The sequence below is a fragment of the Variovorax paradoxus NBRC 15149 genome (assembly GCF_001591365.1).
Classification (GTDB): Bacteria; Pseudomonadota; Gammaproteobacteria; order Burkholderiales; family Burkholderiaceae_C; genus Variovorax; species Variovorax paradoxus.
Genome location: NZ_BCUT01000001.1, coordinates 563,009 through 585,233, shown reverse-complemented (window position 1 = coordinate 585,233; position 22,225 = coordinate 563,009). Strand labels below are relative to the sequence as shown.

General features: G+C 67.6%; 16 protein-coding genes. 8 read left to right on the top strand and 8 right to left on the bottom strand.

What is annotated here, in order from left to right; genetic code table 11:
* Positions 1-48 precede the first annotated feature (48 nt).
* Positions 49-795, top strand: coding sequence for an EAL domain-containing protein (locus VPA02S_RS02660; protein ID WP_012747097.1), 747 nt, complete (start codon positions 49-51; stop codon positions 793-795).
* Positions 796-807: 12 nt separating this feature from the next.
* On the opposite strand, the gene VPA02S_RS02655 is transcribed toward VPA02S_RS02660, so the two are convergent.
* The 3 genes from VPA02S_RS02655 to VPA02S_RS02645 all read right to left on the bottom strand — a co-directional run bounded on the left by VPA02S_RS02655 (position 808) and on the right by VPA02S_RS02645 (position 7,718).
* Entirely contained in the window at positions 808-2,736 is a 1,929-nt protein-coding gene (locus VPA02S_RS02655) for a GspE/PulE family protein (RefSeq protein WP_062361930.1), read from the bottom strand.
* Positions 2,737-2,845: 109 nt separating this feature from the next.
* Positions 2,846-5,932 carry a sensor domain-containing diguanylate cyclase gene (locus tag VPA02S_RS02650; RefSeq protein WP_244883344.1) on the bottom strand — a complete coding sequence of 1,029 codons (3,087 nt, stop codon included), beginning with the start codon at positions 5,930-5,932 and terminating at the stop codon, positions 2,846-2,848.
* A gap of 121 nt (positions 5,933-6,053) precedes the next feature.
* Entirely contained in the window at positions 6,054-7,718 is a 1,665-nt protein-coding gene (locus tag VPA02S_RS02645) for an alpha-amylase family protein (protein ID WP_062361924.1), read from the bottom strand.
* 60 nt (positions 7,719-7,778) lie between these two features.
* On the opposite strand from VPA02S_RS02645, the gene VPA02S_RS02640 reads away from it, so the two are divergent.
* Positions 7,779-9,389, top strand: a complete 1,611-nt coding sequence (locus tag VPA02S_RS02640; RefSeq protein WP_062361922.1) for an alpha-amylase family glycosyl hydrolase — start codon at positions 7,779-7,781, stop codon at positions 9,387-9,389.
* A 35-nt stretch (positions 9,390-9,424) separates the two neighbouring features.
* On the opposite strand, the gene VPA02S_RS02635 is transcribed toward VPA02S_RS02640, so the two are convergent.
* The 5 genes from VPA02S_RS02635 to VPA02S_RS02615 form a co-directional block, all read right to left on the bottom strand.
* Positions 9,425-10,771 carry an erythromycin esterase family protein gene (locus VPA02S_RS02635; protein ID WP_062361919.1) on the bottom strand — a complete coding sequence of 449 codons (1,347 nt, stop codon included), beginning with the start codon at positions 10,769-10,771 and terminating at the stop codon, positions 9,425-9,427.
* A 12-nt stretch (positions 10,772-10,783) separates the two neighbouring features.
* The gene (locus tag VPA02S_RS02630; RefSeq protein WP_062361916.1) at positions 10,784-11,449 is read right to left on the bottom strand and encodes a phosphoribosyltransferase; all 666 of its coding nucleotides are present in this window, start codon (positions 11,447-11,449) and stop codon (positions 10,784-10,786) included.
* Between the two features lie 142 nt (positions 11,450-11,591).
* The gene (locus VPA02S_RS02625; RefSeq protein ID WP_244883342.1) at positions 11,592-11,966 is read right to left on the bottom strand and encodes a hypothetical protein; all 375 of its coding nucleotides are present in this window, start codon (positions 11,964-11,966) and stop codon (positions 11,592-11,594) included.
* Between the two features lie 14 nt (positions 11,967-11,980).
* Positions 11,981-12,400: an Hsp20/alpha crystallin family protein gene (locus tag VPA02S_RS02620; RefSeq protein ID WP_018902898.1), complete on the bottom strand. Its 420-nt coding sequence runs from the start codon at positions 12,398-12,400 to the stop codon at positions 11,981-11,983.
* A gap of 42 nt (positions 12,401-12,442) precedes the next feature.
* Positions 12,443-12,880, bottom strand: a complete 438-nt coding sequence (locus VPA02S_RS02615) for an Hsp20/alpha crystallin family protein (RefSeq protein WP_062361912.1) — start codon at positions 12,878-12,880, stop codon at positions 12,443-12,445.
* Between the two features lie 274 nt (positions 12,881-13,154).
* Between VPA02S_RS02615 and VPA02S_RS02610 the strand changes: the two genes are divergently transcribed.
* From VPA02S_RS02610 to VPA02S_RS02585, 6 genes are all read left to right on the top strand, one after another.
* Positions 13,155-13,514 carry a hypothetical protein gene (locus VPA02S_RS02610; protein ID WP_012747108.1) on the top strand — a complete coding sequence of 120 codons (360 nt, stop codon included), beginning with the start codon at positions 13,155-13,157 and terminating at the stop codon, positions 13,512-13,514.
* A gap of 105 nt (positions 13,515-13,619) precedes the next feature.
* A complete protein-coding gene (locus tag VPA02S_RS02605; RefSeq protein ID WP_062361908.1) occupies positions 13,620-13,940 on the top strand; it encodes a hypothetical protein in 321 nt (106 codons plus the stop codon).
* 194 nt (positions 13,941-14,134) lie between these two features.
* Positions 14,135-16,033: a 1,4-alpha-glucan branching protein GlgB gene (glgB, locus tag VPA02S_RS02600; RefSeq protein WP_018902896.1), complete on the top strand. Its 1,899-nt coding sequence runs from the start codon at positions 14,135-14,137 to the stop codon at positions 16,031-16,033.
* Positions 16,030-18,084, top strand: a complete 2,055-nt coding sequence (locus VPA02S_RS02595; protein ID WP_062361906.1) for an alpha-1,4-glucan--maltose-1-phosphate maltosyltransferase — start codon at positions 16,030-16,032, stop codon at positions 18,082-18,084. The genes glgB and VPA02S_RS02595 overlap by 4 nt, the downstream gene beginning before the upstream one ends.
* Positions 18,085-18,094: 10 nt before the next feature.
* Entirely contained in the window at positions 18,095-21,424 is a 3,330-nt protein-coding gene (gene treS / locus VPA02S_RS02590) for a maltose alpha-D-glucosyltransferase (RefSeq protein ID WP_062361903.1), read from the top strand.
* A 58-nt stretch (positions 21,425-21,482) separates the two neighbouring features.
* Positions 21,483-22,223, top strand: coding sequence for a mechanosensitive ion channel family protein (locus VPA02S_RS02585; protein WP_012747113.1), 741 nt, complete (start codon positions 21,483-21,485; stop codon positions 22,221-22,223).
* The last annotated feature ends 2 nt before the right edge of the window (positions 22,224-22,225 follow it).

The following is a 22,225-nucleotide window of genomic DNA, read 5'->3' as shown; positions in this document are numbered from 1 at the left end:
ATCAAGCCGCCTGAACGACGCGTCCCCTTTCCCGCGAGATCCACTCCAGTGACCATCGGAACAACGGCGGATGCCTGCTTTCCCGGCTTCGACAGCGGGTTCGTCATGGCTTTCCAGCCGATCGTGGATTTCCAGCGGCGCGAAGTGTTCGCGCACGAAGCCCTGGTGCGCGGCACCTCGGGAGAGGGCGCCTTCGAGGTGCTCTCGCGCGTGAACCCGCGGCTGCGCTTCGCCTTCCACGAGGCCTGCCGCGTGAAGGCCATCGAAACCGCTTCGGCGCTGGGCATGGAGTCGCGGCTGAGCCTCAACATCCTGCCCAACGACGTGGCGGGGCATCAGGACGAGTGCTTCCACACCGCCATGCTGGCCGCGCAGCGCTGCAACTTTCCGGTGGACCACCTGATGTTCGAGATCACCGAAGGCGAACGCGTGGCGGACCTGCCCGCGCTGGCGTCGGTGTTCCGCACCTACAAGGACTACGGCTTCACCTCCGCCATCGACGACTTCGGCGCCGCCTATGCGGGCTTCGAGCTGCTGGCGGGCTTCCAGCCCGACGTGGTGAAGATCGACATGGGCCTGGTGCGCAACATCCACAACGACGCGGTCCGGCTCAGCATCGTGAAGGGCTTCGTGGGCACCTGCGGCGAACTCGGCATCCGCGTGGTGGCCGAAGGCGTCGAGGCCTCGGAAGAGGTCCATGCGCTCCGGGCGCTGGGCGTGGACCTGTTCCAGGGCTTCCTGTTTGCCAGGCCCGGCATCGCCATGCTGCCGGCCGTGGCGTGGGACGCGGCCTGAGACTGCAGCAGCTCAGGCGTTGCTGGTTGCGCGGACTTCCTCGATGGTGGTCTGCCCCGACAGGACCTTGCCGATGCCGTCCTGGCGCAGCGTGCGCATGCCCTCGCGCAGGGCGGCTTCCTGCAGTTCCTCGGCGCGCGCGCCGCTTTGCACCAGGCGCCGCAGCGTCCTGGAGATCACCATCAGCTCGTGGATGCCGACGCGGCCGCTGAAGCCGGTGTTGTCGCAATGCGTGCATCCGGGGCTCGAAAAGGCCTGCAGCCGGCCGTCGCGGCCGTGCTGGCCGAGCCAGCCGCTGCGCACGGCCTCGCGTTCGGCCGGCGTCTCCTGACCCGCGAACGCGTGCATGTAGTCGGCCAGCAGCTCCTCGACTTCCTCGGGGCGCATGGGGCGGCTCTGCAGGCAGTGGCTGCACAGGCGCCGCACCAGGCGCTGCGCCAGCACCGCGAGCAGCGAGTCCGCGAAGTTGAAGGGGTCCATGCCCATGTCCAGCAGCCGCGTCACGGTTTCGGGCGCGCTGTTGGTGTGCAGCGTGGAAAGCACCAGGTGGCCCGTGAGCGAGGCCTCGATCGCCGTCTTGGCCGTTTCCTCGTCGCGGATCTCGCCGACCATGATCACGTCGGGATCGGCGCGCACGAAGGCCCGCAGCGCCTTGGCAAAGGTCCAGTCGATGCGCGGATTCACCTGCACCTGGCGCAGGCCGGGCTGGGTGATCTCGATCGGGTCTTCGGCGGTCCAGATCTTCCGCTCCGGCGTGTTGATGTGCATCAGGGCCGAATGCAGCGTGGTGGTCTTGCCCGAGCCCGTGGGCCCGACGCACAGCACCATGCCGTAGGGGCGCTCCACCGCCTTGGTGAGCTCCGAGAGATTGCGCGGCGAGAGCCCGAGCTTGTCCAGCGCAATCGGCTTGGCCGAGGCCAGGATGCGCATCACCACGTCTTCCAGCCCGTTGGCCGTGGGGATGGTGGCCACGCGCAGCTCGATGCGGTGCTGCGGCGAGTACTTGGCGAAGTTGATCTTGCCGTCCTGGGGCTTGCGCTTTTCGCTGATGTCCAGGTCGCACATGATCTTCACGCGCGCGACCACCGCGTTGCGGTAGCTGGCCGGCAGCTCCAGGTGGGTGTGCAGCCGCCCGTCGCGGCGAAACCGGATGCGGGTCTTTTCCTTGCCCGGATAGCTCTCGATGTGGATGTCCGACACGCCTTCGCGGTGCGCATCCACGATCATGCTGTTGATCATCCGCACCAGCGAGTTGTCCGACTGCTCGATGGCCGTCTCCTCGATGGCCGGTGCAGGGCGCTCTTTCTCGAGCGTGACCAGCAGGTCGCTGGTGCCCAGGCTGGTGCCCGGGCCGGGGCTGCTGCCGAGGCCCGCGCCGCCCAAGTCGAAGTCCAGCGGCCGCGAGGGATCGTGCACGACGGTCGGGTCGGCCGATTCGGTGCCGATCTTGCCGTAGGCCTTGTAGAGCACGGTGTCCAGCACCAGGCATTCGCCGATCACCGGCACCACCTTCCTCTGGGAGATGAACTCCACTTCGTCGATGGCCGCGTGGCGGCTGGCCGGATCGTCGAGCGCAAGGATGAGGCGCCCGTCGTGGATCATGAGCGGCATCACCTGCAGGCGGCGGGCCACGGCATGGCTGATGGTGCGCAGCGCGTCCACGGCCACCGGGAACTCGTGCAGGTTCACGAGCGGGTAGCCCATCTTGCGCACCAGTGCCGCCTGCAACTGGGCCCGAGTCACCACGCCCATGCGCACCAGCGTCTCGCCCAGCGGCACGCTGCGGTCCAGCTGCTGCTGCTCGAGGCCGGCGCGCAGCTGCTCTTCCGTGAGCATGCCCAGCGCCATCAGGGCCTGGCCGATGCGCAGGATGGGCATGCGGCTCTGGACTTCCAGTGCGTGCAGCAATTGCTCGGGCGTGACGACTTCGGTGGGGGACATGAAATGGTTTCTCCTGTGAAGGGGATTCTGAGGCCGCCAGGGCGCGCTTGTCAGCAGGAATGCGTGCCTCGCCACCTGCATTGGCGATGGGCAACCACTACCAAAGTTCTCAATCGGAGAAGCCGAAGGTGTTGCGCCCCGCGGCCTTGGCGCGATAGAGCGCGGCATCGGCGCGTGCCAGCAGGTCGGCGGCGCCGGCCGAGGCGTCCGCGGCCTGGTGGAAGGCAATGCCGATGCTGGTCGTCACGTTCAGGCTGCGGCCGTCCAGCTCGAAGGGGACGGTGCCCACCCGTTCCACGATCTTCCGCGCGACGGCCACGGCGGCTTCCCGCGTGTGCACGTTCTCCAGCACGACCACGAACTCGTCGCCCGCCAGCCGCGCCACGGTGTCGGTGCTTCGCACGCTGGCCAGCAGGCGCTGCGCATATTCCACCAGCACGCCGTCGCCTGTGGCATGGCCGAGCGTGTCGTTGATGGTCTTGAAGTAGTCGATGTCGAGGAACAGCACCGCCAGCGCATTGCCCGAACGCTGCGCGCGGGCGATGGCGCCAGGCAGGAACTCGTTGAAGGCGAGCCGGTTCGCGAGGCCGGTGAGGGTGTCGATGCGCGCCAGGTCGATCAGCTTGCGCTCCACCGCCTTCAGGGCGCTGATGTCCAGGCTCAGCGAGAAGATGCCGCGCGTGCTGCCGTCGGGGCCGATGTCGGGCACGTAGCTCACGCGGGTGGTGCGGTCGGCGCCCTTGGTCCTGGTCTGCGCCTCGAACTCCACGCGCTCGCCGGCCAGTGCGCGCGCGATCATGGCCTTGCGCGAGAGATACAGCTCGGGGCCCGCGACGTCGCCGACGTGGCGGCCCAGGATCTCGGCCGGCTCCACGCCGAGCCATTCGCGGTAGGTGGCATTGGCGAAGGTGATGTTCTCGTCGCGGTCGATGTAGGTGATGAGTGCCGGCAGGTTGTCGGTGATGGTGCGCAGGCGCCTTTCGCTTTCGGCCTGCCGCAGCTCCGCGCGCTTGAGCGCGGTGATGTTGAAGGTCATGAGATAGAAACCCACGAGCCCGCCCTGCGGGTCCATGTCGGCCACCAGGTTGACCTGGAAGAAGCCATCCTTTCCATGCAGCGGTGCATGCACCGGAAAGCGCACCGACTTGCCCTCGCGCACCAGCGGAAGATAGGGCCGGATCTGACGGTGCACTGCCTTGCCCAGCGCCGAGCGCAGCGTGACGTTCTCGAGCGGGCCGCTGCCCAGCCCCGCCATCTGCCGCGCGCGGCTGTTGGCGAAGAGGCAGTTCTCTTTGCTGTCGAAATAGCCCACCAGCGCGGGGATGCTGTCGGTCACGTCGCGCAGCCGCTTCTCCTGCTCGGTCAGGGCCTTGCGTATGTTCACCTCGTCGGTGATGTCGAAGGTCATGGCGAACACGCCCTGCACCACGCCGTTGGCGTCGCGGTCGGGAATGTAGTGGGCCTTGAAGGTGCGCTCGCCGATGCCCAGCGCCGGATCGCCGGATTTCTCGACCACCACCGTCTCGCCGGCCAGCGCGCGCGCGTAGGCCTGCGCCACGATGGCAAAGTCCGACGGGCCGCGAACCTCCGGCATCAATTGCCCCACCATGGCCCGGTCCTTGTGCAGTGCCTTCACCTGGGCATTGACGAAGGTGTATCTCAGCGAGGAATCGACGTGCGAGACCAGCGCCGGGATGTTGTCTGCAATGACGCGAACCTGCGCTTCGCTGTGGGCCAGGCTGAATTCGATGCGCTTGCGCTCGGTCACGTCGGAGGTCATTGCGTAGTAGCCGCGGACCTGCCCGGCCTGGTCGCGGTCGGGGATGAGTTCGGTCTGGAAGTAGCGGTCTTCCTCGCCGCGCCTGGCTTCGCCGCGGCTCTCGAAGCTCACGGCCTCGCCGGCCAGCACGCGCCGCACGGCGGCGTCCACCGTCTCGTCCTCGCCGATGTCCTGCACCGTGCGCCCGATCAGCTGGGCTGCGCCGCGGTCGAGCTTCCTGCACAGCGGGGCGTTCACGAAGGTGTAGCGGCCCTGCGCATCGACGTGCGACACCAGCGCGGGCAGGTTGTCGGTGATGTCGCGCAGGAACTTCTCGCTCGACTTGCGCTGCTGCATCAGCGTGTCGAAGGTGCGCGCGAGATCGCCGATCTCGTCGTGCCGGTAGGTGCGCGGCACGGCCGTCTGCAGGGCCGGGTTGTCCACGTCCAGCATGTGCCGGTGCAGGTGCCGAAGCGGCGTGAGCTGCTGGCGCACGAAGCCCAGCACCGCGGCCCCCGCGAGCATGGCGAGCACCACCGTGCCGATCCATGCCGAGCGCTCGATCGCGTCGACCCGGGCGAAGGCTTCCGTGCTCGGGTACATGGACCCCAGCACCCAGTTGGTCTGCGGGATGCGCTTGAAGGCGTACAGGCCGTGCACGCCCGCATGGTTGAAGCCTTCGGTCGCGCCTTCGTAGCCTTCGATCGGGCGTTCGATCTCGGGATTGCCGACCCCCTTCAGGCCCGTCTGGTTGATGATGCGCTCGGTGCGCGGATGGTCGATCACCACGCCTTCCGTGCTGGTGATGAACAGGTAGCCCGTCTCGCCGAATTTCAGGTCGGCGAGCTCGCCCAGGATGTTCCGGTCCTTCAGGTTGATGGCGCCCGAGATCACGTACCGCACGTTGCCGGCGGCGTCCAGCACCGGCTCGGTCATGGCGATCTGCGCCAGGCCGGTGAGCCGGTTGAGGTAGGGCTCGGAGATCACGCCGGCGCGGGCCGCGAGCGTTTGCTGGAAGTACGCACGGTCCTTGATGTTGACCTTGCCGGGCTGCTGCGCGCCGCTCAGGCTCGCGACCAGGTCGCCCTCGGCCGTGAAGAAGGCGACGTTGCTGAAAGCCTTGCGCAGCGATGGGTGCTTTTCGAGAAAGGCCTGCAGCGCCGGCGTGTCGGGAAACTCGTTGAGCGCCGTGCTGTCGGCGAAGGTCTCCAGCAGCGTGCGGCGGCTGACGAACTTCTGGTCGATGGTGTTCGCAATGGCCGACAGGCGGGCGAAGGCCTCGCTTCCGATGGAGGCCTTCATGCTGGTCTTGACCAGCTGCAGGGCGACCGTCGCAATGGCCAGGGTGGCCGCCAGGACGACCGCGGCGATGCCCAGGCCGAGGCGTGTGTTCAGGCTGATGCGGATGTTCCGAAGACCGGGCAATTTCATTGGCATGGACGTGCACCGCGACGAGATCCGCGCTGCGCCTGCACGTAGTGTGTCACGTAGTGTGTCAGAAGCGGGGAACGGGCCGCTTCGCGCAATCCCGCATGCGCCGCCGGCCCATGGCGCACCCTCACATCTCCTCGCGCTTGAGAAGATAGTCGAGCGGGCCGACGCGGAACCACCGGTAGCCGTAGGGCTCCAGCAGCATGCAGTGCTTTCCCTTCGAGTTGGCGCGGCTGTGCGCGTTGGAGAGCAGGTTGATCAGCTGCCCGCCGTGCCTGCCGAGCGCCTTGGCGCCGAGCTTTATTTCCAGCGGGCTGTCGCCCAGGTTGTGCACGAAGACCGCCGCGTTGCCGCGCCATTCGTAGCGCATGACGAGCGCCGCGCGCTCCTCGTTGGGAACCACCTCGAAGTCGCCCCAGCCGATCTCCGGCACTTCCTTTCGCATGCGGAACACGCGTTCCATCCAGTTGAGCAGCGACTCGGGGTCGCGCCGCTGCGCCGCCACGTTCACATGCTCGAAGCCGTAGGCACCGCCCGTGATCACCGGCAGCACCGGCTTGGAAGAGGTGGTGAACCCGCCCTGGCGCTCGGTGGACCACTGCATCGGCGTGCGCGCGCAGTTGCGCTCCGGCAGGCTCAGGTCGTCGCCCATGCCGATCTCGTCGCCGTAGCGGACCACCGGCGTGCCGGGCAGGGTGAGCATCAGGCTGTAGGCCAGCTCGAGGCGCCGCCGGTTGCCGCCGAGCATCGGTGCCAGCCTGCGGCGTATGCCGCGGTCGTACAGCTGCATGTCCTTTTCGGGGCCGAAGGCGGCGAACACGCGCTGGCGCTGCGCGGGCCGCAGGCGGCCCAGGTCGAGCTCGTCGTGGTTGCGCAGGAAGATGCCCCACTGCGAGGTCGCGGGGCGCGCCCGGGTCGCCTCCAGCGCCTTGGCCAGCGGCCGCGCGTCGGCCACGGCCATCGCATAGAAGAGGTGCTGGTTGACCTGGAAGTTGAACATCATGTGCAGCCGCTCGCCCTCGTCGCCGAAGTAGGCCATGTTGGTGCTGGGCAGCACGTTGGCCTCGGCAAGGATGATCGCGTCGCCCCGGCGCCACTGGAGCAGTTCGCGGAACTGCCGCAGCATGTCGAACTTCTCGGTCGGGCGCACCACCCTCGGGCCCTTGGCGCCGATCACGAAGGGCACGGCGTCCATGCGGAAACCCGAGACGCCCATCTGGGTCCAGAAGCCCATGATCTTCAGGATCTCCGCCTGCACGTCGGGGTTGGCGGTGTTCAGGTCGGGCTGGAATTCGTAGAAGCGGTGGAAGTACCAGCGCCTTGCGAGCTTGTCGAAGGTCCAGGTCGATTTCTGCACGCCCGGGAAGACCACACCATCGGTGTAGCGGGCCGGCTTCCTGTCGGACCACACATACCAGTTGTGATACTTTGACTTGCGGTCCCTGCGTGCCTGCTGGAACCACGGGTGCTGGTCCGAGGTGTGGTTCACCACCAGGTCCATCAGCACGCGCATGCCAAGGCGCGAAGCCGAGTGCGTGAATTCGACGAAATCGCCGAGCGTGCCGAAGCGGGGATCGACGTTGTAAAAGTCCGAAACATCGTAGCCGTCGTCCTGCCTCGGCGATGGATGGAAGGGCATCAGCCACAGGGTCGTGACACCCAGGCCGTGAAGGTACTCCAGCCGCCGTGTCAGCCCCTCGAAGTCGCCGCAGCCATCGCCGTTGGAGTCCATGAAGGTTCCCACGGAGAGGCAATACACCACGGCGTTTTTGTACCAAAGGTCGTTGATCATGCCGGGGAACCTCCTGAAGATCGGAGCCTCGCAAACACGGAACACACGAAAGGAAACCCGATGTCGGCCGATGCTTGGTGGAAGAACGGAATCGTCTATCAGATCTATCCGCGTTCATTCCAGGACAGCGACGGAGACGGCATCGGCGACCTGCGTGGCATCCGCAAGCGGCTCGATTATCTGGTCGAGCTTGGCGTGGATGCCGTCTGGATATCGCCGATCTACCCCTCACCAATGGCCGACTTCGGGTACGACATATCCGACTACTGCAACATCGATCCGCGCTTCGGCACGCTCGAGGACTTCGACGCGCTCGCGGCGGAGTGCAAGGCGCGCGGCCTGAAGCTGGTGCTGGACTTCGTGCCCAACCACACCTCCGACCAGCACCCGTGGTTCGTGCAGAGCCGCGCCTCGCGTGCGAGCCCCAAGCGCGACTGGTACCTGTGGCGCGACCCGGCGCCCGGCGGCGGCCCGCCCAACAACTGGCTCAGCAATTTCGGCGGTCCCGCGTGGACCTTCGACGAAGCCAGCGGCCAGTACTACTGCCACTCCTTCCTGAAGGAGCAGCCCGACCTCAACTGGCGCAACCGCGAGGTGCGCGAGGCGATGTACGAGGTGCTGCGCTTCTGGCTGCGGCGCGGCGTGGACGGTTTCCGCATCGACGTGCTCTACCACCTCATCAAGGACGACCAGTTCCGCGACAACCCGCCCAACCCGTCGTTCCAGCCGGGGCAGGATCCTTCGCACCGGCTGCTGGCGCTCTACACGACGGACCGGCCGGAGATGCAGGACATCGTGTTCGAGATGCGCCGCGTGGTCGATGCGTTCAGCAGCGAGGCTTCGGCGCGCGTGCTGATCGGCGAGCTTTATCTTCCGCTCGAGCGGCTCATGGCCTACTACGGGCTCACGTCGGAAGGCCTGCTGCAGGGCGTGCAGCTGCCGTTCAATTTTCAGCTCATTGCGGCGCCGTGGCATGCGGCCGAGATCGACCGCATCGTGCGCAGCTACGAAGCGGCGCTGCCTCACGGCGCGGCGCCCAACTGGGTGCTCGGCAACCACGACAAGCCGCGCATCGCGAGCCGTGTCGGGCAGGAGCGGGCGCGGCTCGCGGCCATGCTGCTGCTCACGCTGCGCGGCACGCCCACGCTCTACTACGGCGACGAGATCGGCCTGACCGACGTTCCCATTCCGCCCGACGAGGTGCAGGACCCGTTCGAGAAGAACGAGCCGGGCAAGGGCCTGGGGCGCGATCCGCAGCGCACGCCCATGCAATGGAGCCGGGCCCACATGGCCGGCTTCACCGACGGCACGCCGTGGCTGCGCCTGGGCGGCGACTGGGGCATGCGCAACGTCGAAGCGCAGCTGGCCGATCCGGCCTCGATGCTGCAGCTCTACAGGAAGCTCATCGCGCTGCGCCGCAAGGAACCCGCGCTGCACGAAGGAACCCACGAACAGCTCCACGCCGGCGACGACGTGCTGGCCTATGCAAGAGCATCGGGAACGCGGCGGCTGATCGTGCTGCTGAACTTCTCGACCTCCGACACCCGGATCGCGGCCGAGCTGCTGCCGCGCGAAGTGGTCGTGCTGGCCTCGACGCATCCTGAGCGCACCGGAACGGTGGCGGGCGAACTGGTGCTGCAGCCGCTGGAGGGCGTGATCGTCGCGCAGTGATCGGTGCGTGAAAGCGGCGCGTGAACGCGACGCGGCTACTGGCCCGAGGGATAGGTCTCGGGCACCTCCGCGTCCGTTGCGGCCGCATCGCGCTCCAGCGGCTCGACCGCGCGGCTCTGGTCGAAGTGCAGCAGCGCATCGAACTGCACCGGCAGCCGCGCGAAGAAATAGTGGCTCTGCCGTTCGGTCTCGGGCCGGTAGATGACGCCAATGGCGCGTTCGAGCCGCGGCTCCCGCAGCGCGAAGAAATGGCTTCCCTCGCCACGCAGCGGCAGCATGAAGCGCTCGAGCCCGGTCTCGTGCATGAGGCCCTCGTAGCTGTCCTCGCGCGAGGGGACCACCTGCTTGCGTTCGGCGGCCGCGCCCCAGTCGGAGGCCGCCATCACGCTGCCGGTATGCGTGGTGAAGCCCACCAGCACCGCATCGCGGCCCTGGCGTTCGCGCACCAGCTGGCCCACGTTGAGTTCCCCGCGGCGCTCGCCCATCTCGGTGGCGCGCGCATCGCCCAGGTGCGAGTTGTGCGCCCACACCACGATCTTCGGTCGATCGCTCGCGCGCCACAGGTGGCGCTCGATCTCGCCCAGCGTCTCCACCATGTGCCGGTCGCGCTGGTTCCAGGAGGACACGTCGCTCAGGTACATCGAGCGGTAGTAGGCCTCGGCGTTCTTGACGAGGCGCGCGTTCTGCTCGGCGTTGAAGGCGTCTTCCTCATTGGCCGCGCCGCCGCTGCGCCATGCATCGCCGGCGGCGCGGCGCATCTCGACCAGCATCTCGACCACTTCGCGCTGGCAGGAGGGCGTGTTGCCGAGCCCGGCCATCAGGCCGTACACCTGGCCGCCGTCGCCGAAGCGGTCGAAGCATGCGTAGCGTTCGCGGGCGCTGCGCGCTGCCACGGGATCGGTGCGGTCGAAATAGTCGAGCACGGCTTCGATGGAGGCGTGCAGGCTGTAGAGGTCCAGGCCGTAGAAGCCGGTCTTGCCCTGCGGCGGGCCCGCGTCGTTGAAGGCGCGCTGCCATTCGATGAAGCTCGCGACGTCCTCGTTGCGCCACATCCAGGTCGGAAAGCGCCGGAAGCCCGCGAGCGCTTCGCGCGCATTGGCGTCGCCGCCGGCGCCCCGCACATAGCGGTTCGCGCGATAGGCGTCGGGCCAGTCGCCTTCGATGGCCACCGCGTGGAAGCCTTTCTCGGCCAAGAGGCGCCGCGTGATGTCCGCGCGCGCCGCATAGAACTCGTGCGTGCCGTGCGAAGCCTCGCCGAGCAGCACATAGTGCGCATCGCCGATCCGCTCGAGCAGCGCGTCATGGTCGCTGGAAGACCCGTCCATCGGATGCGCCACGGCACGCAGCGCCTCCGCTTCGTTCGAAATGCGTGAGGGATTCATCGTCCACGGTCCTCAGGCAGGAAGCGCGCCATGAGGGTTGGCGTCTTCGATCAGGTGGCAGACCTCCTCGTCGCTGGTCTGCGAGAAGTCCAGGTACCAGCGCCCGACGCCGAGGAAGGGCTCCGGCGTCTCGGCGCAGACCACGTCGTCGGCCTCGCCGAGCAGCAGCGCGCAGGCTTCGCGCGATGCCACGGGCACTGCAACCACCACGCGGGCCGGCGCCTGCCGGCGCACCGCGCGCACGGCCACGCGCATGGTCGCGCCGGTGGCCAGGCCGTCGTCCACCAGGATGGCGGTGCGGCCATGCAGGTCGGGCGCGGGCCGGTCGCCGCGGTAGGCGCGTTCGCGCCGCTCGAGTTCGTCCTGCTCGTTGCGCACGACCTCGTCGACCTCCTTCGCGCCGATGCCGAGTTCGCGCACGAGGTCTTCATCCAGCACCCGCTCGCCGCCGCCCGCGATGGCACCCATCGCGTATTCCTCGTGTCCCGGCACGCCGAGCTTGCGCACCACGAGCACGTCGAGCGGCGCATGCAGTGCCTTGGCCACTTCGTACGCCACCGGCGTCCCGCCGCGCGGCAGGGCCAGCACGACGACGTCCGGCTTGTGCGCATAGGCGGTGAGCCTGTGAGCGAGCACGCGGCCCGCCTGCTGCCGGTTCCTGAAAAACTCGAATGCCATTTCTCGGGTGTCCTTGCGGCCACCTTATTTTTCTCGGCACAGGGGTGCTGTAGGGGGATGCGCACGTTGGCGTAGGCGTGCACTGCCATGGGGCGGCGCGCCGTGCCCCCGTCTCGCAGCGGCAGCTAAGGGTGCTGCTGGATCAGGCGCCAGCCTGCCGCAGCCCACCCCGCCCGCGCCGCGCCCCCTCCCGCCACGCATTCACGATCAGCTCGCGCGCCTTCGGGTGCTCGGGGTCGCTGACCACCCATTCGGGATACGCGTGCGGAAGGCTGGCCGCGGTGGCGCGGATTGCGTCGAACTCGATGGGGGAGAGCGGCGCGGCCGCGCCGGCGCGGTGGGCCAGGGTCTTGCGCAGGCCCGCCTTCCATGCGTCCGGCAGGTGATCGACGGCAGGCAGGAGCGCCAGCGCGATGTGCGCGGCGCGCGGGCTCAAGGCCGCGGCGTCGGCGCGCAGCCGCGCCAGGCACTCGGTGCCGCTCATCTTCTTTCTTCCATCGCCTTGGTCGCAGGGCATGCTGCGCGCCTCGCTCAAGCCGCCTGGATCTCGATGCGCCGCGGCTGCGCGTGCTGGGCCTTGGGAATGCGCAGCTTCAGCACGCCCTGCGAAAGCTCGGCCGAGATGGCGTTGGTGTCGAGCTCCTTGCTGAGCGTGAAGACACGGCGGAAGCGGCCCAGGCCGACCTCCGTGTGGCTCGACTCGAGCCCCTCGGGTATCGAGAGCCCCGACTCGGCCTCGATGGTCAGCGTGTCGGACGCGACCTGCAGGCTGAGCTTGTCGCGCGAGACGCCCGGCAGGTCGGCAAAGAGCGTGATGCCGCCGCTGTCCTCGACCACGTCGACCGGCGGCGTCAGCGCCGCGTCGCTGTAGCGCGTGCTGTCGTCCTTGCGTGCGAGCTCCTTCGATCCGGCCGCGCGGGGCGAAGTGGTAGGGGTGTTGCTGCTGTCCATGATCGTCTCTCCTTTCTTCATTTCAGGGTTGCGTCGTCGTCATCACTGCACCGTGATGCGCCGCGGCTGCGACGAAGCCTGGCGCTGCACGCTGATGTGCAGCACGCCGTCGCGGTACCTGGCGGTCACGGCGTCGGGGTCGGCATCGTCGGGCAGGGTGAGCACGCGGCGGAACGAGCCCTCGAAGCGCTCGTTGATGTGCACGGCTGCCTTGGCGTCGGACTCGGGCAGCTTGTTGGCGCGCTGGCCGGCAATGGTGAGCAGGCCGCGCTCCAGGTTCACCTCGAGGCTGGACGGGTCGACACCGGGCGCGAACGCGTAGATCTCCACGGTCTGCGGCGTGCCGCCGATGTTCAGGGCCGGAAAGCCGTTGCGGCCGAAGCCCCGGATGGTCGGAGACAGATCGAAGGCCTGCTGCATCTCGCGCTGCAGGCGATCCATCTCTGCAAACATGTCGCGCGGAAACAGGGATCGGTACATGGCGAAAACCTCCATTCAAAGAAAGAACAACAGGTTGAACGGTGCGCTCGAGGCGTGCGCCTCCAGCGCTTCCGATCAGCGAAATAGGCGCTGGCGGCAGGTTTTCAAGAGGGGATGTCCGGGGGGCGGTAGCCCCGATTGCGCGAGTGCTATGAAGGCCGATGCCGCAATTAAAAAAACTTGACGCCGAGCCTCTTGAAGGGGCGCGGCGCGGACCTAAATCGATCCTCGTCGAAATCGTCAATCGTCATTCCAAACCTGAAGGAGATTTGCCATGCCGATGGACCTGCTCAAGCAGATAGCCGCATCCCGCCTGCCCGTGTCTTTCCGCACGCCCAAGGAGATCGACGAGGTCAGGATCCTGCGCCAGGCGGGGCTCGTGATCGCACTGATTCCGGCGCCAGCCGACCCCCTGAAGCTCGCGGGCAGCGAGCCCGCGGCGCAGGTGCTGGCCATCACCGAGAAAGGACGCGAGGAGCTCGCGCGGATCCGCTATCCGGGTGAGTTGCCGCAGCAGTCGAAACGCCGCCATGCGGGCCTGAAAGGCTGGCTTGGCGAGAAGCGCTTCGGACATGCATTGCAGCAAGTCTTACCCGCCCGAAGCCGCGATTCGCGCCCCTCGCAGGGTTTGTAGGCCGCATCCTTCCTGAACATGCGCGCAAATCCATGCCGCCGGATGCGTGCTTCCGCGCTGAATCCGATTCGCTCATGCAAGCGAAAAATTCATCAGGAGACAGACATGGACTTCGAAGGCATCTATTGCTTTGACACGGCGGCCGTCCGCTTTGCGATCTACCCGGACGGCCACGATGGCGCGCGGATCATCGGGCAGATTTCGGAGGAGACCCTGCACGACGTGTTCGGCACCAGGGACCTGGGCGACCGCCTGCTGGAAACCTGCAAGGCGCACTTCGATGCCATTGGCGCCGCGGCGCTCAAGCGCTACCGCAACGACCCGAACCGGCCGATCGTGCTGACCGTGGACGATTTTTCCCAGCGCCTTTCCCCCCGTTCCGGCGGCTCGCAAACCGCACCGCAGGCCACGCCGCTGGCTGCCTGAAAACGCCGCGCCCGCTGCGCGGCCGGTTTTCGCCCCTGGTCGCGTGATGGGCAACTCTCCGACACGGCAAGGAGGTTTCAGCCTTACCCGCTGCGCCCGGATTCTTTGCAAATTGTGTGCTCAGGCCTTGTAGATGCCGAAAGCGTGTCCGTTGGACACCCGGTCGCTGGCCTTCATGCGAGCAAGGAACACCGGTGCCAGTGACCCAACTGCTTTCAGAGCCTGAGGCGCAAGACGCCTACCTGTTCCGCGAAGGAACGCATTCCCGCCTGTACGACCTACTGGGTTGCCATCTTCTGAAGGAGGGCGGCGCGCGCTTCGCGGTGTGGGCGCCCAACGCGGAATCGGTGGCGGTGGTCGGCGACTGGAACCACTGGTCCGGCGATGCCGATCCGCTCGCGCCGTCCGCGGACGGCACCGGCATCTGGCTGGGCCGCGCGCCCCATGCCGCGCCGGGGCAGGCCTACAAGTACCGCATCCGCTCGCGCTTTGGCGGCTACACGGTCGACAAGGCCGACCCTTTCGCGTTCTGCGCCGAGCTGGCGCCCGCCACGGCCTCGCGCATCTGCGAACTTTCTTATGAATGGAACGACGCCGAATGGATGGCCACGCGGGGCGCGCGCAATGCGCTCGATGCGCCGATGTCGGTCTACGAGGTGCACCTGGGGTCGTGGCGCCGCCGCGAGGGCCGGTTCATGGGCTACCGCGAGATCGCGCATGAACTCGCGGCCTACGTGAAGGAGATGGGCTTCACGCACGTGGAGCTCATGCCCGTGACAGAGCACCCCTTCTACGGCTCCTGGGGCTACCAGACCACCGGCTACTTCGCGCCCACCGCGCGCTACGGCTCGCCGCAGGACTTCATGTACCTGGTCGATCACCTGCACCAGAACGGCATCGGCGTGCTGCTGGACTGGGTGCCTTCGCACTTTCCGACCGACGAGCACGGCCTGGCGTTCTTCGACGGCACGCACCTCTACGAGCATGCCGATCCGCGCCAAGGCTTCCACCCGGAGTGGAACTCCAGCATCTTCAACTACGGCCGTGCGGAGGTGCGCAGCTTCCTGGTGTCGTCGGGCCTGTTCTGGCTCGACAGGTACCACATCGATGGGCTGCGGGTCGATGCGGTCGCCTCCATGCTCTACCTGGACTACGCGCGCAAGCACGGCGAATGGATTCCCAACCGCCACGGCGGCCGCGAGAACCTGGAGGCGATCGACTTCCTGCGCACCCTGAACCGCGCCGTCTACCGCGAGCACCCCGACGCGATCACCGTGGCCGAGGAATCCACGGCCTGGCCGCGCGTCTCGCGGCCGACCGACATGGACGGGCTGGGCTTTGGCGAGAAATGGAACATGGGCTGGATGCACGACGTGCTCGCCTACATGAAGGAAGAGCCGATCCACCGCAAGTACCACCACCACAAGATGACCTTCTCGCTGGTGTATGCGTTCCATGAGAACTTCGTGCTGCCGCTGTCGCACGACGAGGTGGTGCACGGCAAGGGCTCGCTGCTCGGCAAGATGCCGGGCGACCACTGGCAGCAGTTCGCCAACCTGCGCGCGCTGTTCGGCTTCATGTGGGCGCACCCGGGCAAGAAGCTGCTCTTCATGGGGGGCGAGTTCGGCCAGCGGCGCGAGTGGACGCACGACGGCGAGCTCGAATGGTGGGTCTGCGAGCTCGAAGGGCATGGCGGCCTGCAGCGGCTGGTGGCGCAGCTCAACCGCGTGTACCGCGATGCGCCCGCGCTCTACCAGCAGGATTTCTCGGCCTCGGGCTTCGAATGGGTCGCGGCCGACGATACCGACGCCAGCGTGTTCGCCTTCCTGCGCAAGCCGCGCGACGGCCATGCGCCGCTGCTGGTGGTCAGCAACATGACGCCGGTGCCGCGCACCAATTACCTGCTGGGCGTGCCGCTGCCGGGCTTCTGGAGCGAGCTCATCAACACCGACGCCGTCGAGTTCGGCGGCTCCGGGTGGGGCAATCTTGGCGGCGTCGAGGCCGCACCCGTGCGTTCGCATGGCCGCATGCACTCGGTGTGCATGACCCTGCCGCCGCTGTCCACGCTGATTCTCGAGCACCGGCCATCATGAAAAAACTGTTCGCAAATCCGCAGGCCCCCGCGGCTTCCTCCGTGGCGCCCGAGGTGCAGGACGGCAACCGGCGCGCGGTCGTCGATGCCGTGCTGCCATCGGTGGACAACGGCCGCTTCGCCGTGAAATGCATCGTCGGCGAAAGGGTGCAGGTGAAGGCGCACTGCTTCACCGACGGCCACGACGTGCTGCGCGTGCTGCTGTGCTGGCGTCCGCAGGGCAAGGCCGAGTTCCGCGAAGTGCCGATGAAGCCGCTCGTCAACGACGTGTGGGAGGCATCCTTTGCGCCGCCCGCGCTCGGGCGCTACTTCTACACCGTGGTGGCCTGGGTCGACCCGTTCGAATCGTGGCGCCATGAAATGACGCGCCGCGTGGACCCCGACGACGTGCGCATCGCCTCGCAGGTGGGCGCACTGGAGGTGGCCGGCGCGGCCGAGCGGGCCGAGGGCGCGGACCGGCAGGCGCTGGCCAACTGGGCCACCGAGCTCGATGCCGTGGCGGCCGACCCCGGCGCGGACGTGTCGGCGCTCAAGGCGCTGGCGCTCGACGAAGAGCTCGCCATGCTGGCGCGCCGCCACCCCGACCGCCGGCACGAGGTGCGCTTTGCTCTCGAGCTGCCGCTGGAGGCCGAGCGCGAGCGTGCGCGCTTCAGCACCTGGTATGAGCTGTTCCCGCGTTCGGCCGGCACCACGCCCGGCGTGCACGGCACCTTCAAGGACGTGGAGGCGCGGCTGCCCGCCATTGCCGCCATGGGCTTCGACGTGCTGTACTTTCCGCCGATCCACCCGATCGGCCGGCTGCAGCGCAAGGGCCCCAACAACGCGCTGGCCAGTGGCGCGGACGACGTCGGCAGCCCTTGGGCCATTGGCGCGGCCGAGGGCGGCCACAAGGCCATTCTTCCGGCGCTGGGCACGGCGGAAGACTTTCGCCACCTCTGCGCAGAGGCCGCCTCGCACGGGCTGGAGATCGCGCTGGACATCGCCTTCCAGTGCGCGCCCGACCATCCCTACGTGAAGGCGCATCCCGACTGGTTCCGCTGGCGTCCCGACGGCAGCGTGCAGTACGCGGAGAACCCGCCCAAGAAGTACCAGGACATCTACCCCTTCAACTTCGAGAGCGAGGACTGGCGCGGCCTGTGGGCCGAACTGCGCAGCGTGATCGAGCACTGGATAGGCGAGGGCGTGCGCATTTTCCGCGTCGACAACCCGCACACCAAGGCCTTCGCGTTCTGGGAATGGGTGATCGGCGAGATCCGGCGCGAGCACCCCGAGGTGATCTTCCTGGCCGAGGCCTTCACGCGGCCCAAGGTGATGCACCGGCTCGCGAAGCTGGGCTTCTCGCAGTCCTACACCTACTTCACCTGGCGCAACACCAAGCAGGAACTGGTCGAGTACTTCACCGAGCTTTCCACGCCGCCGGGCGTGGACTACTTCAGGCCCAACGTGTGGCCCAACACGCCCGACATCCTGCACGAGCAGCTGCAGGGCGGCGAAGCCTCGGTCTACATGGCGCGGCTGGTGCTGGCCGCCACGCTCGCGGCCAACTACGGCATCTACGGGCCGGCCTACGAGCTGCGCGAACACCGGCCGCGCTCGTCCGGCAGCGAGGAATACCTCGACTCCGAAAAATACCAGCTGCGCCACTGGAACCACGACGATCCGGGCAGCCTGGCGCCGTTCATCACGCGCGTGAACCGCATCCGCCGCGAGAACCCGGCGCTGCACCGGGACCGCGGCCTGCGCTTCCTGCGCATCGACAACGACCAACTGCTGGCCTATGCCAAGGTGTCGGAGGGCGGCGACAACGTGGTCGTGACCGTGGTCAACCTCGATCCGCACAACGTGCAATCGGGCTGGCTCGAGCTCGACCCCGAAAGCGTGAACGTCGAGCGTTCGCGCCCGTTCCAGATGCACGACCTGCTGAGCGGGCAGCGCTTCATCTGGCAGGGCGGCTGGCACTACGTCAAGCTCGATCCGCACAGCGTGCCCGCGCACATCTTCGTGGTGCGGCGGCGCCATGGCGACGAGCGCGACTTCGACTACTTCCTGTGAGGCCGCAACGATGAACGCCCCTGTCTCCCACATTGCGCTCGAAACGGTAGAGATCGACATCAGCGACGACCCGCTGTGGTACCGCGATGCGGTGATCTACCAGCTCAACGTCAAGGCGTTCTTCGACTCCAACAACGACGGCATCGGCGACTTCAAGGGCGTCACGGCCAAGCTCGACTACGTGAAGGAACTGGGCGTCAACACCATCTGGCTGATGCCCTTCTATCCATCGCCGCTGCGCGACGACGGCTACGACATTTCGGCCTACGAAGACGTGAACCCGCAGTACGGCACGCTGGACGACTTCCGCGAGATGCTCGATGCCGCCCACGAGCGCGGGCTGCGGGTGATCACCGAGCTGGTCATCAACCACACCTCGAGCGACCACCCGTGGTTCCAGGCCGCGCGGCGCGCACCGGCCGGCTCGCCCGAGCGCGACTTCTACGTGTGGAGCGACACCGACCAGATCTACCAGGGCACGCGCATCATCTTCACCGACACCGAGACCTCCAACTGGGCCTGGGACCCGGTGGCCAAGGCCTACTACTGGCACCGCTTCTTCAGCCACCAGCCGGACCTCAACTTCGACAACCCCGCGGTGCTCGAAGCCATCTTCAAGGTGATGCGCTTCTGGCTCGACATGGGCGTGGACGGCTTCCGGCTCGACGCCATTCCCTACCTGGTGGAGCGCGACGGCACCAGCAACGAGAACCTGCCCGAGACCCATGCGGTGATCAAGCAGGTGCGCGCCGCCATCGACGCGCAGTACAAGAACCGCTTCCTGCTGGCCGAGGCCAACATGTGGCCGGAAGACGTGCGCGAGTATTTCGGCGATGGCGACGAGTGCCACATGGCGTATCACTTTCCGCTGATGCCGCGCATGTACATGGCCATCGCGCAGGAAGACCGGCATCCCATCGTCGAGATCATGCAGCAGACGCCCGACATTCCCGAGGGCTGCCAGTGGGCCATCTTCCTGCGCAACCACGACGAGCTCACGCTCGAGATGGTCACCAGCAAGGAGCGCGACTACATGTACACCATGTACGCGGCCGACCTGCGCGCGCGCATCAACCTGGGCATCCGCCGGCGCCTGGCGCCGCTGATGGAAAACGACATCGACCGCGTGAAGCTCATGAACGGCATGCTGCTGTCGATGCCCGGCTCGCCGATCATCTACTACGGCGACGAGATCGGCATGGGCGACAACGTGTTCGTGGGCGACCGCAACGGCGTGCGCACGCCCATGCAGTGGAGCCCCGACCGCAACGCCGGCTTCTCGCGCGCCGATCCGCAGCGGCTGTACCTGCAGCCCATCATGGACCCGATGTTCGGCTACGAGGCGCTCAACGTGGAGGCACAGGCGCGCGACAGCAGCTCGCTGCTCAACTGGACCAAGCGCATGCTGGCCGTGCGCAAGACCAGCCACGCCTTCGGCCGCGGCAAGCGGCGCTTCCTGAAGCCGGGCAACCGCAAGATCCTGGCCTACCTGAGCGAGTACGACGAGGACATCATCCTCACGGTGTTCAACCTGTCTCGCGCCGCGCAGCCGGTGGAGCTGGATCTCTCGGCCTTCAAGGGCCGCGTGCCCATCGAGATGCTGGGCCGCGCGCCGTTTCCGCCCATCGGCGAGCTGCCCTACCTGCTCACGCTGGCCTCGTACGGCTTCTACTGGTTCAGGCTCACTTCCGATGCCGAGATGCCGAGCTGGCACCAGGAAGGCGTGGCGCTGCAGGAGTGGCCCACGCTGGTGCTGTTCGACGGCTGGACCAGCTTCTTCCGCGACCGCGTGATGCCCTGGCGCATCGGCATGTCGGAGCGCATGCGCAACCAGTTCGAGCTGGAGACGCTGCCGCGCCACATCGAGATCCAGCGCTGGTATGCATCCAAGGGCACCGCCATCGAGCGCGCGCGCCTGGCCGACCACGTCATCTGGGAGGCAGGCCCGCTCAGCTGGATGCTCCCCTTGCTCGAACTCGACGGCTCGCCCGGCGGCGCCACCTACTTCATGCCGCTGGCACTGGCCTGGGAAGAGCGCGACGAGGAGCGCATGGCCGGCGTCGCGCAGGCCGCGCTCGCCAAGGTGCGGCAGCAGGCGCAGGTGGGGCTGATGGGCGATGCGTTCTATGACGAAGCCTTCTGCCGCGAATTGGTGCTGGCGATCCGCAGCGGCATGGAACTGGAAACCGCGCAGGGTCGGCTGCGCTTTCGCGCGACGGCGGCCTTTGCCGAGGTGGAGGCCGACATTGCCAGCCTGCCGATCGGGCGGCCCAGCGGCGTGAGCAGCAACACCGTGGTCACGCTCGACGAGACCCTCTTCCTCAAGGGCTACCGCCACCTGCGCGAAGGCCTGAACCCCGAACTGGAGATGGGCCGCTTCCTGACCGAGGTGGCCAAATATCCGCACTGCGTCCCGGTGCTGGGCGCGCTCGAATACACCGGCAACGACGGGCGCACCATGACCCTGGCCATGGTGCAGTCCTATGTGTCGAACCAGGGCGATGGCTGGGACCACACGCTGGGCTACCTGGAGCGCTTCCTGCGCGACTTCGCCACCACCAACGGCGCGCTGCCGGACCCGGTGGCGGTGCACGGCGGCTTTCTCGCGCTCATGGCCACGCTGGGCCGGCGCACCGCCGAGCTGCACCAGGCGCTTGCGCTGCGCACCGGCGCGGCGGCCTTCGACCCCGAGCCGCTGCTGGACAGCGACATCGCCCGCTATGCGGAGCAGGCCCGCGCCGACGCCACCGCCACGCTGGCGCTGCTGCGCGAAAGGCTGGCCCAGCTGCCGGCGCCGGCACAGCCCGATGCCCAGGCGCTGCTCGCCATGGAAGACGCGCTGCTGGGCTCCATCGCGGCGCGCAGGCCGCAGGCGCAAGGCGGCATCAAGAGCCGCTACCACGGCGACTTGCACCTGGGGCAGGTGCTGCTGCGGGACAACGACTTCGTGATCATCGACTTCGAAGGCGAGCCCGCGCGCAGCTTCGACGAGCGCCGCGCCAAGGGCTCGCCGCTGCGCGACGTGGCCGGCATGCTGCGCTCGTTCAACTATGCGCGCTGGTCCGCGCTGCGCCGCGTGGCGCAGAGCGTGGAGGAGGCCGCCTACCTGGGGCCGCCGGCCGCGGCCTGGGAGCAGTCGGCGCGCCAGGCCTTCCTGGACGGCTACATGGAGGCCGGCGCGGGCGAGGAGGCCATCCGCATCGACGCCGACCTGCTCGCGCTGTTCGAGACCGAGAAGGCGCTGTACGAGCTGCGCTACGAGCTCAACAACCGCATCGACTGGGCGCAGGTGCCGCTGAACGGCGTGCTCGCGCTGCTGCAGGTGGAGCGGCCCGGTTGATGCTTGCACCGCATCCGCCGCCTTCGTCCGCAACCGCAACCACGCACCGGAGAGAAACATGGACCGATTTGGCATTCACCTGGAGCCGCTGAACGCAATGCTCTACCAGGTCGGGGCCTTCGTGCCCCGCCTGGCGATTGCATTGGTGGTGGTGCTTGCCGGCTGGCTCATTGCCAAGGCCGCGCGCTTTGCGGTGACCAAGGCGCTGCGCGCGATCAACTTCAACGTGCTGACCGAGCGCGCGGGCCTGGACAACTTCCTGCGCCAGGGCGGCTGGCCGGGCGACACCTGCAGCCTGTTCGGCGTGCTGGCCTATTGGCTGGTGATCTTTGCGGCACTGCTGCTGGCCTTCAACGGCATGGGCCTGAGCTACATCGCCGACCTGCTCGGGCGCGTGGTGTGGTTCGTGCCCAATCTCTTCGTGGCCCTTTTGGTGCTGGCCTTCGGTTCCTACTTTGCCCGCTTCGTGGGAGAGGCGGTGTCGAGCTACTTCCGGGGCGCGCAGCTGCGCGACGCCATGCTGCTGGGCCAGATCGCGCGCTATGCGGTCATGGCCTTCGTCATCCTGATTGCGCTGGACCAGGTCAAGGTGGGCGGCGACATCGTGCGCGAAAGCTTCCTGGTGATCCTGGCGGGCGTGGTGTTCGCGCTGGCGCTGGCCTTCGGCCTGGCGGGCAAGGACTGGGCGGCCGAGCAGATCGAACGCTGGTGGCCGCGCCTGCCAAAGGACGGCAGCGACAGCAGCAGCGGCACGGCCAGGCCCAAGCCGAACCCGTTCGACGAGCGCCCGCCGCGCTGAAA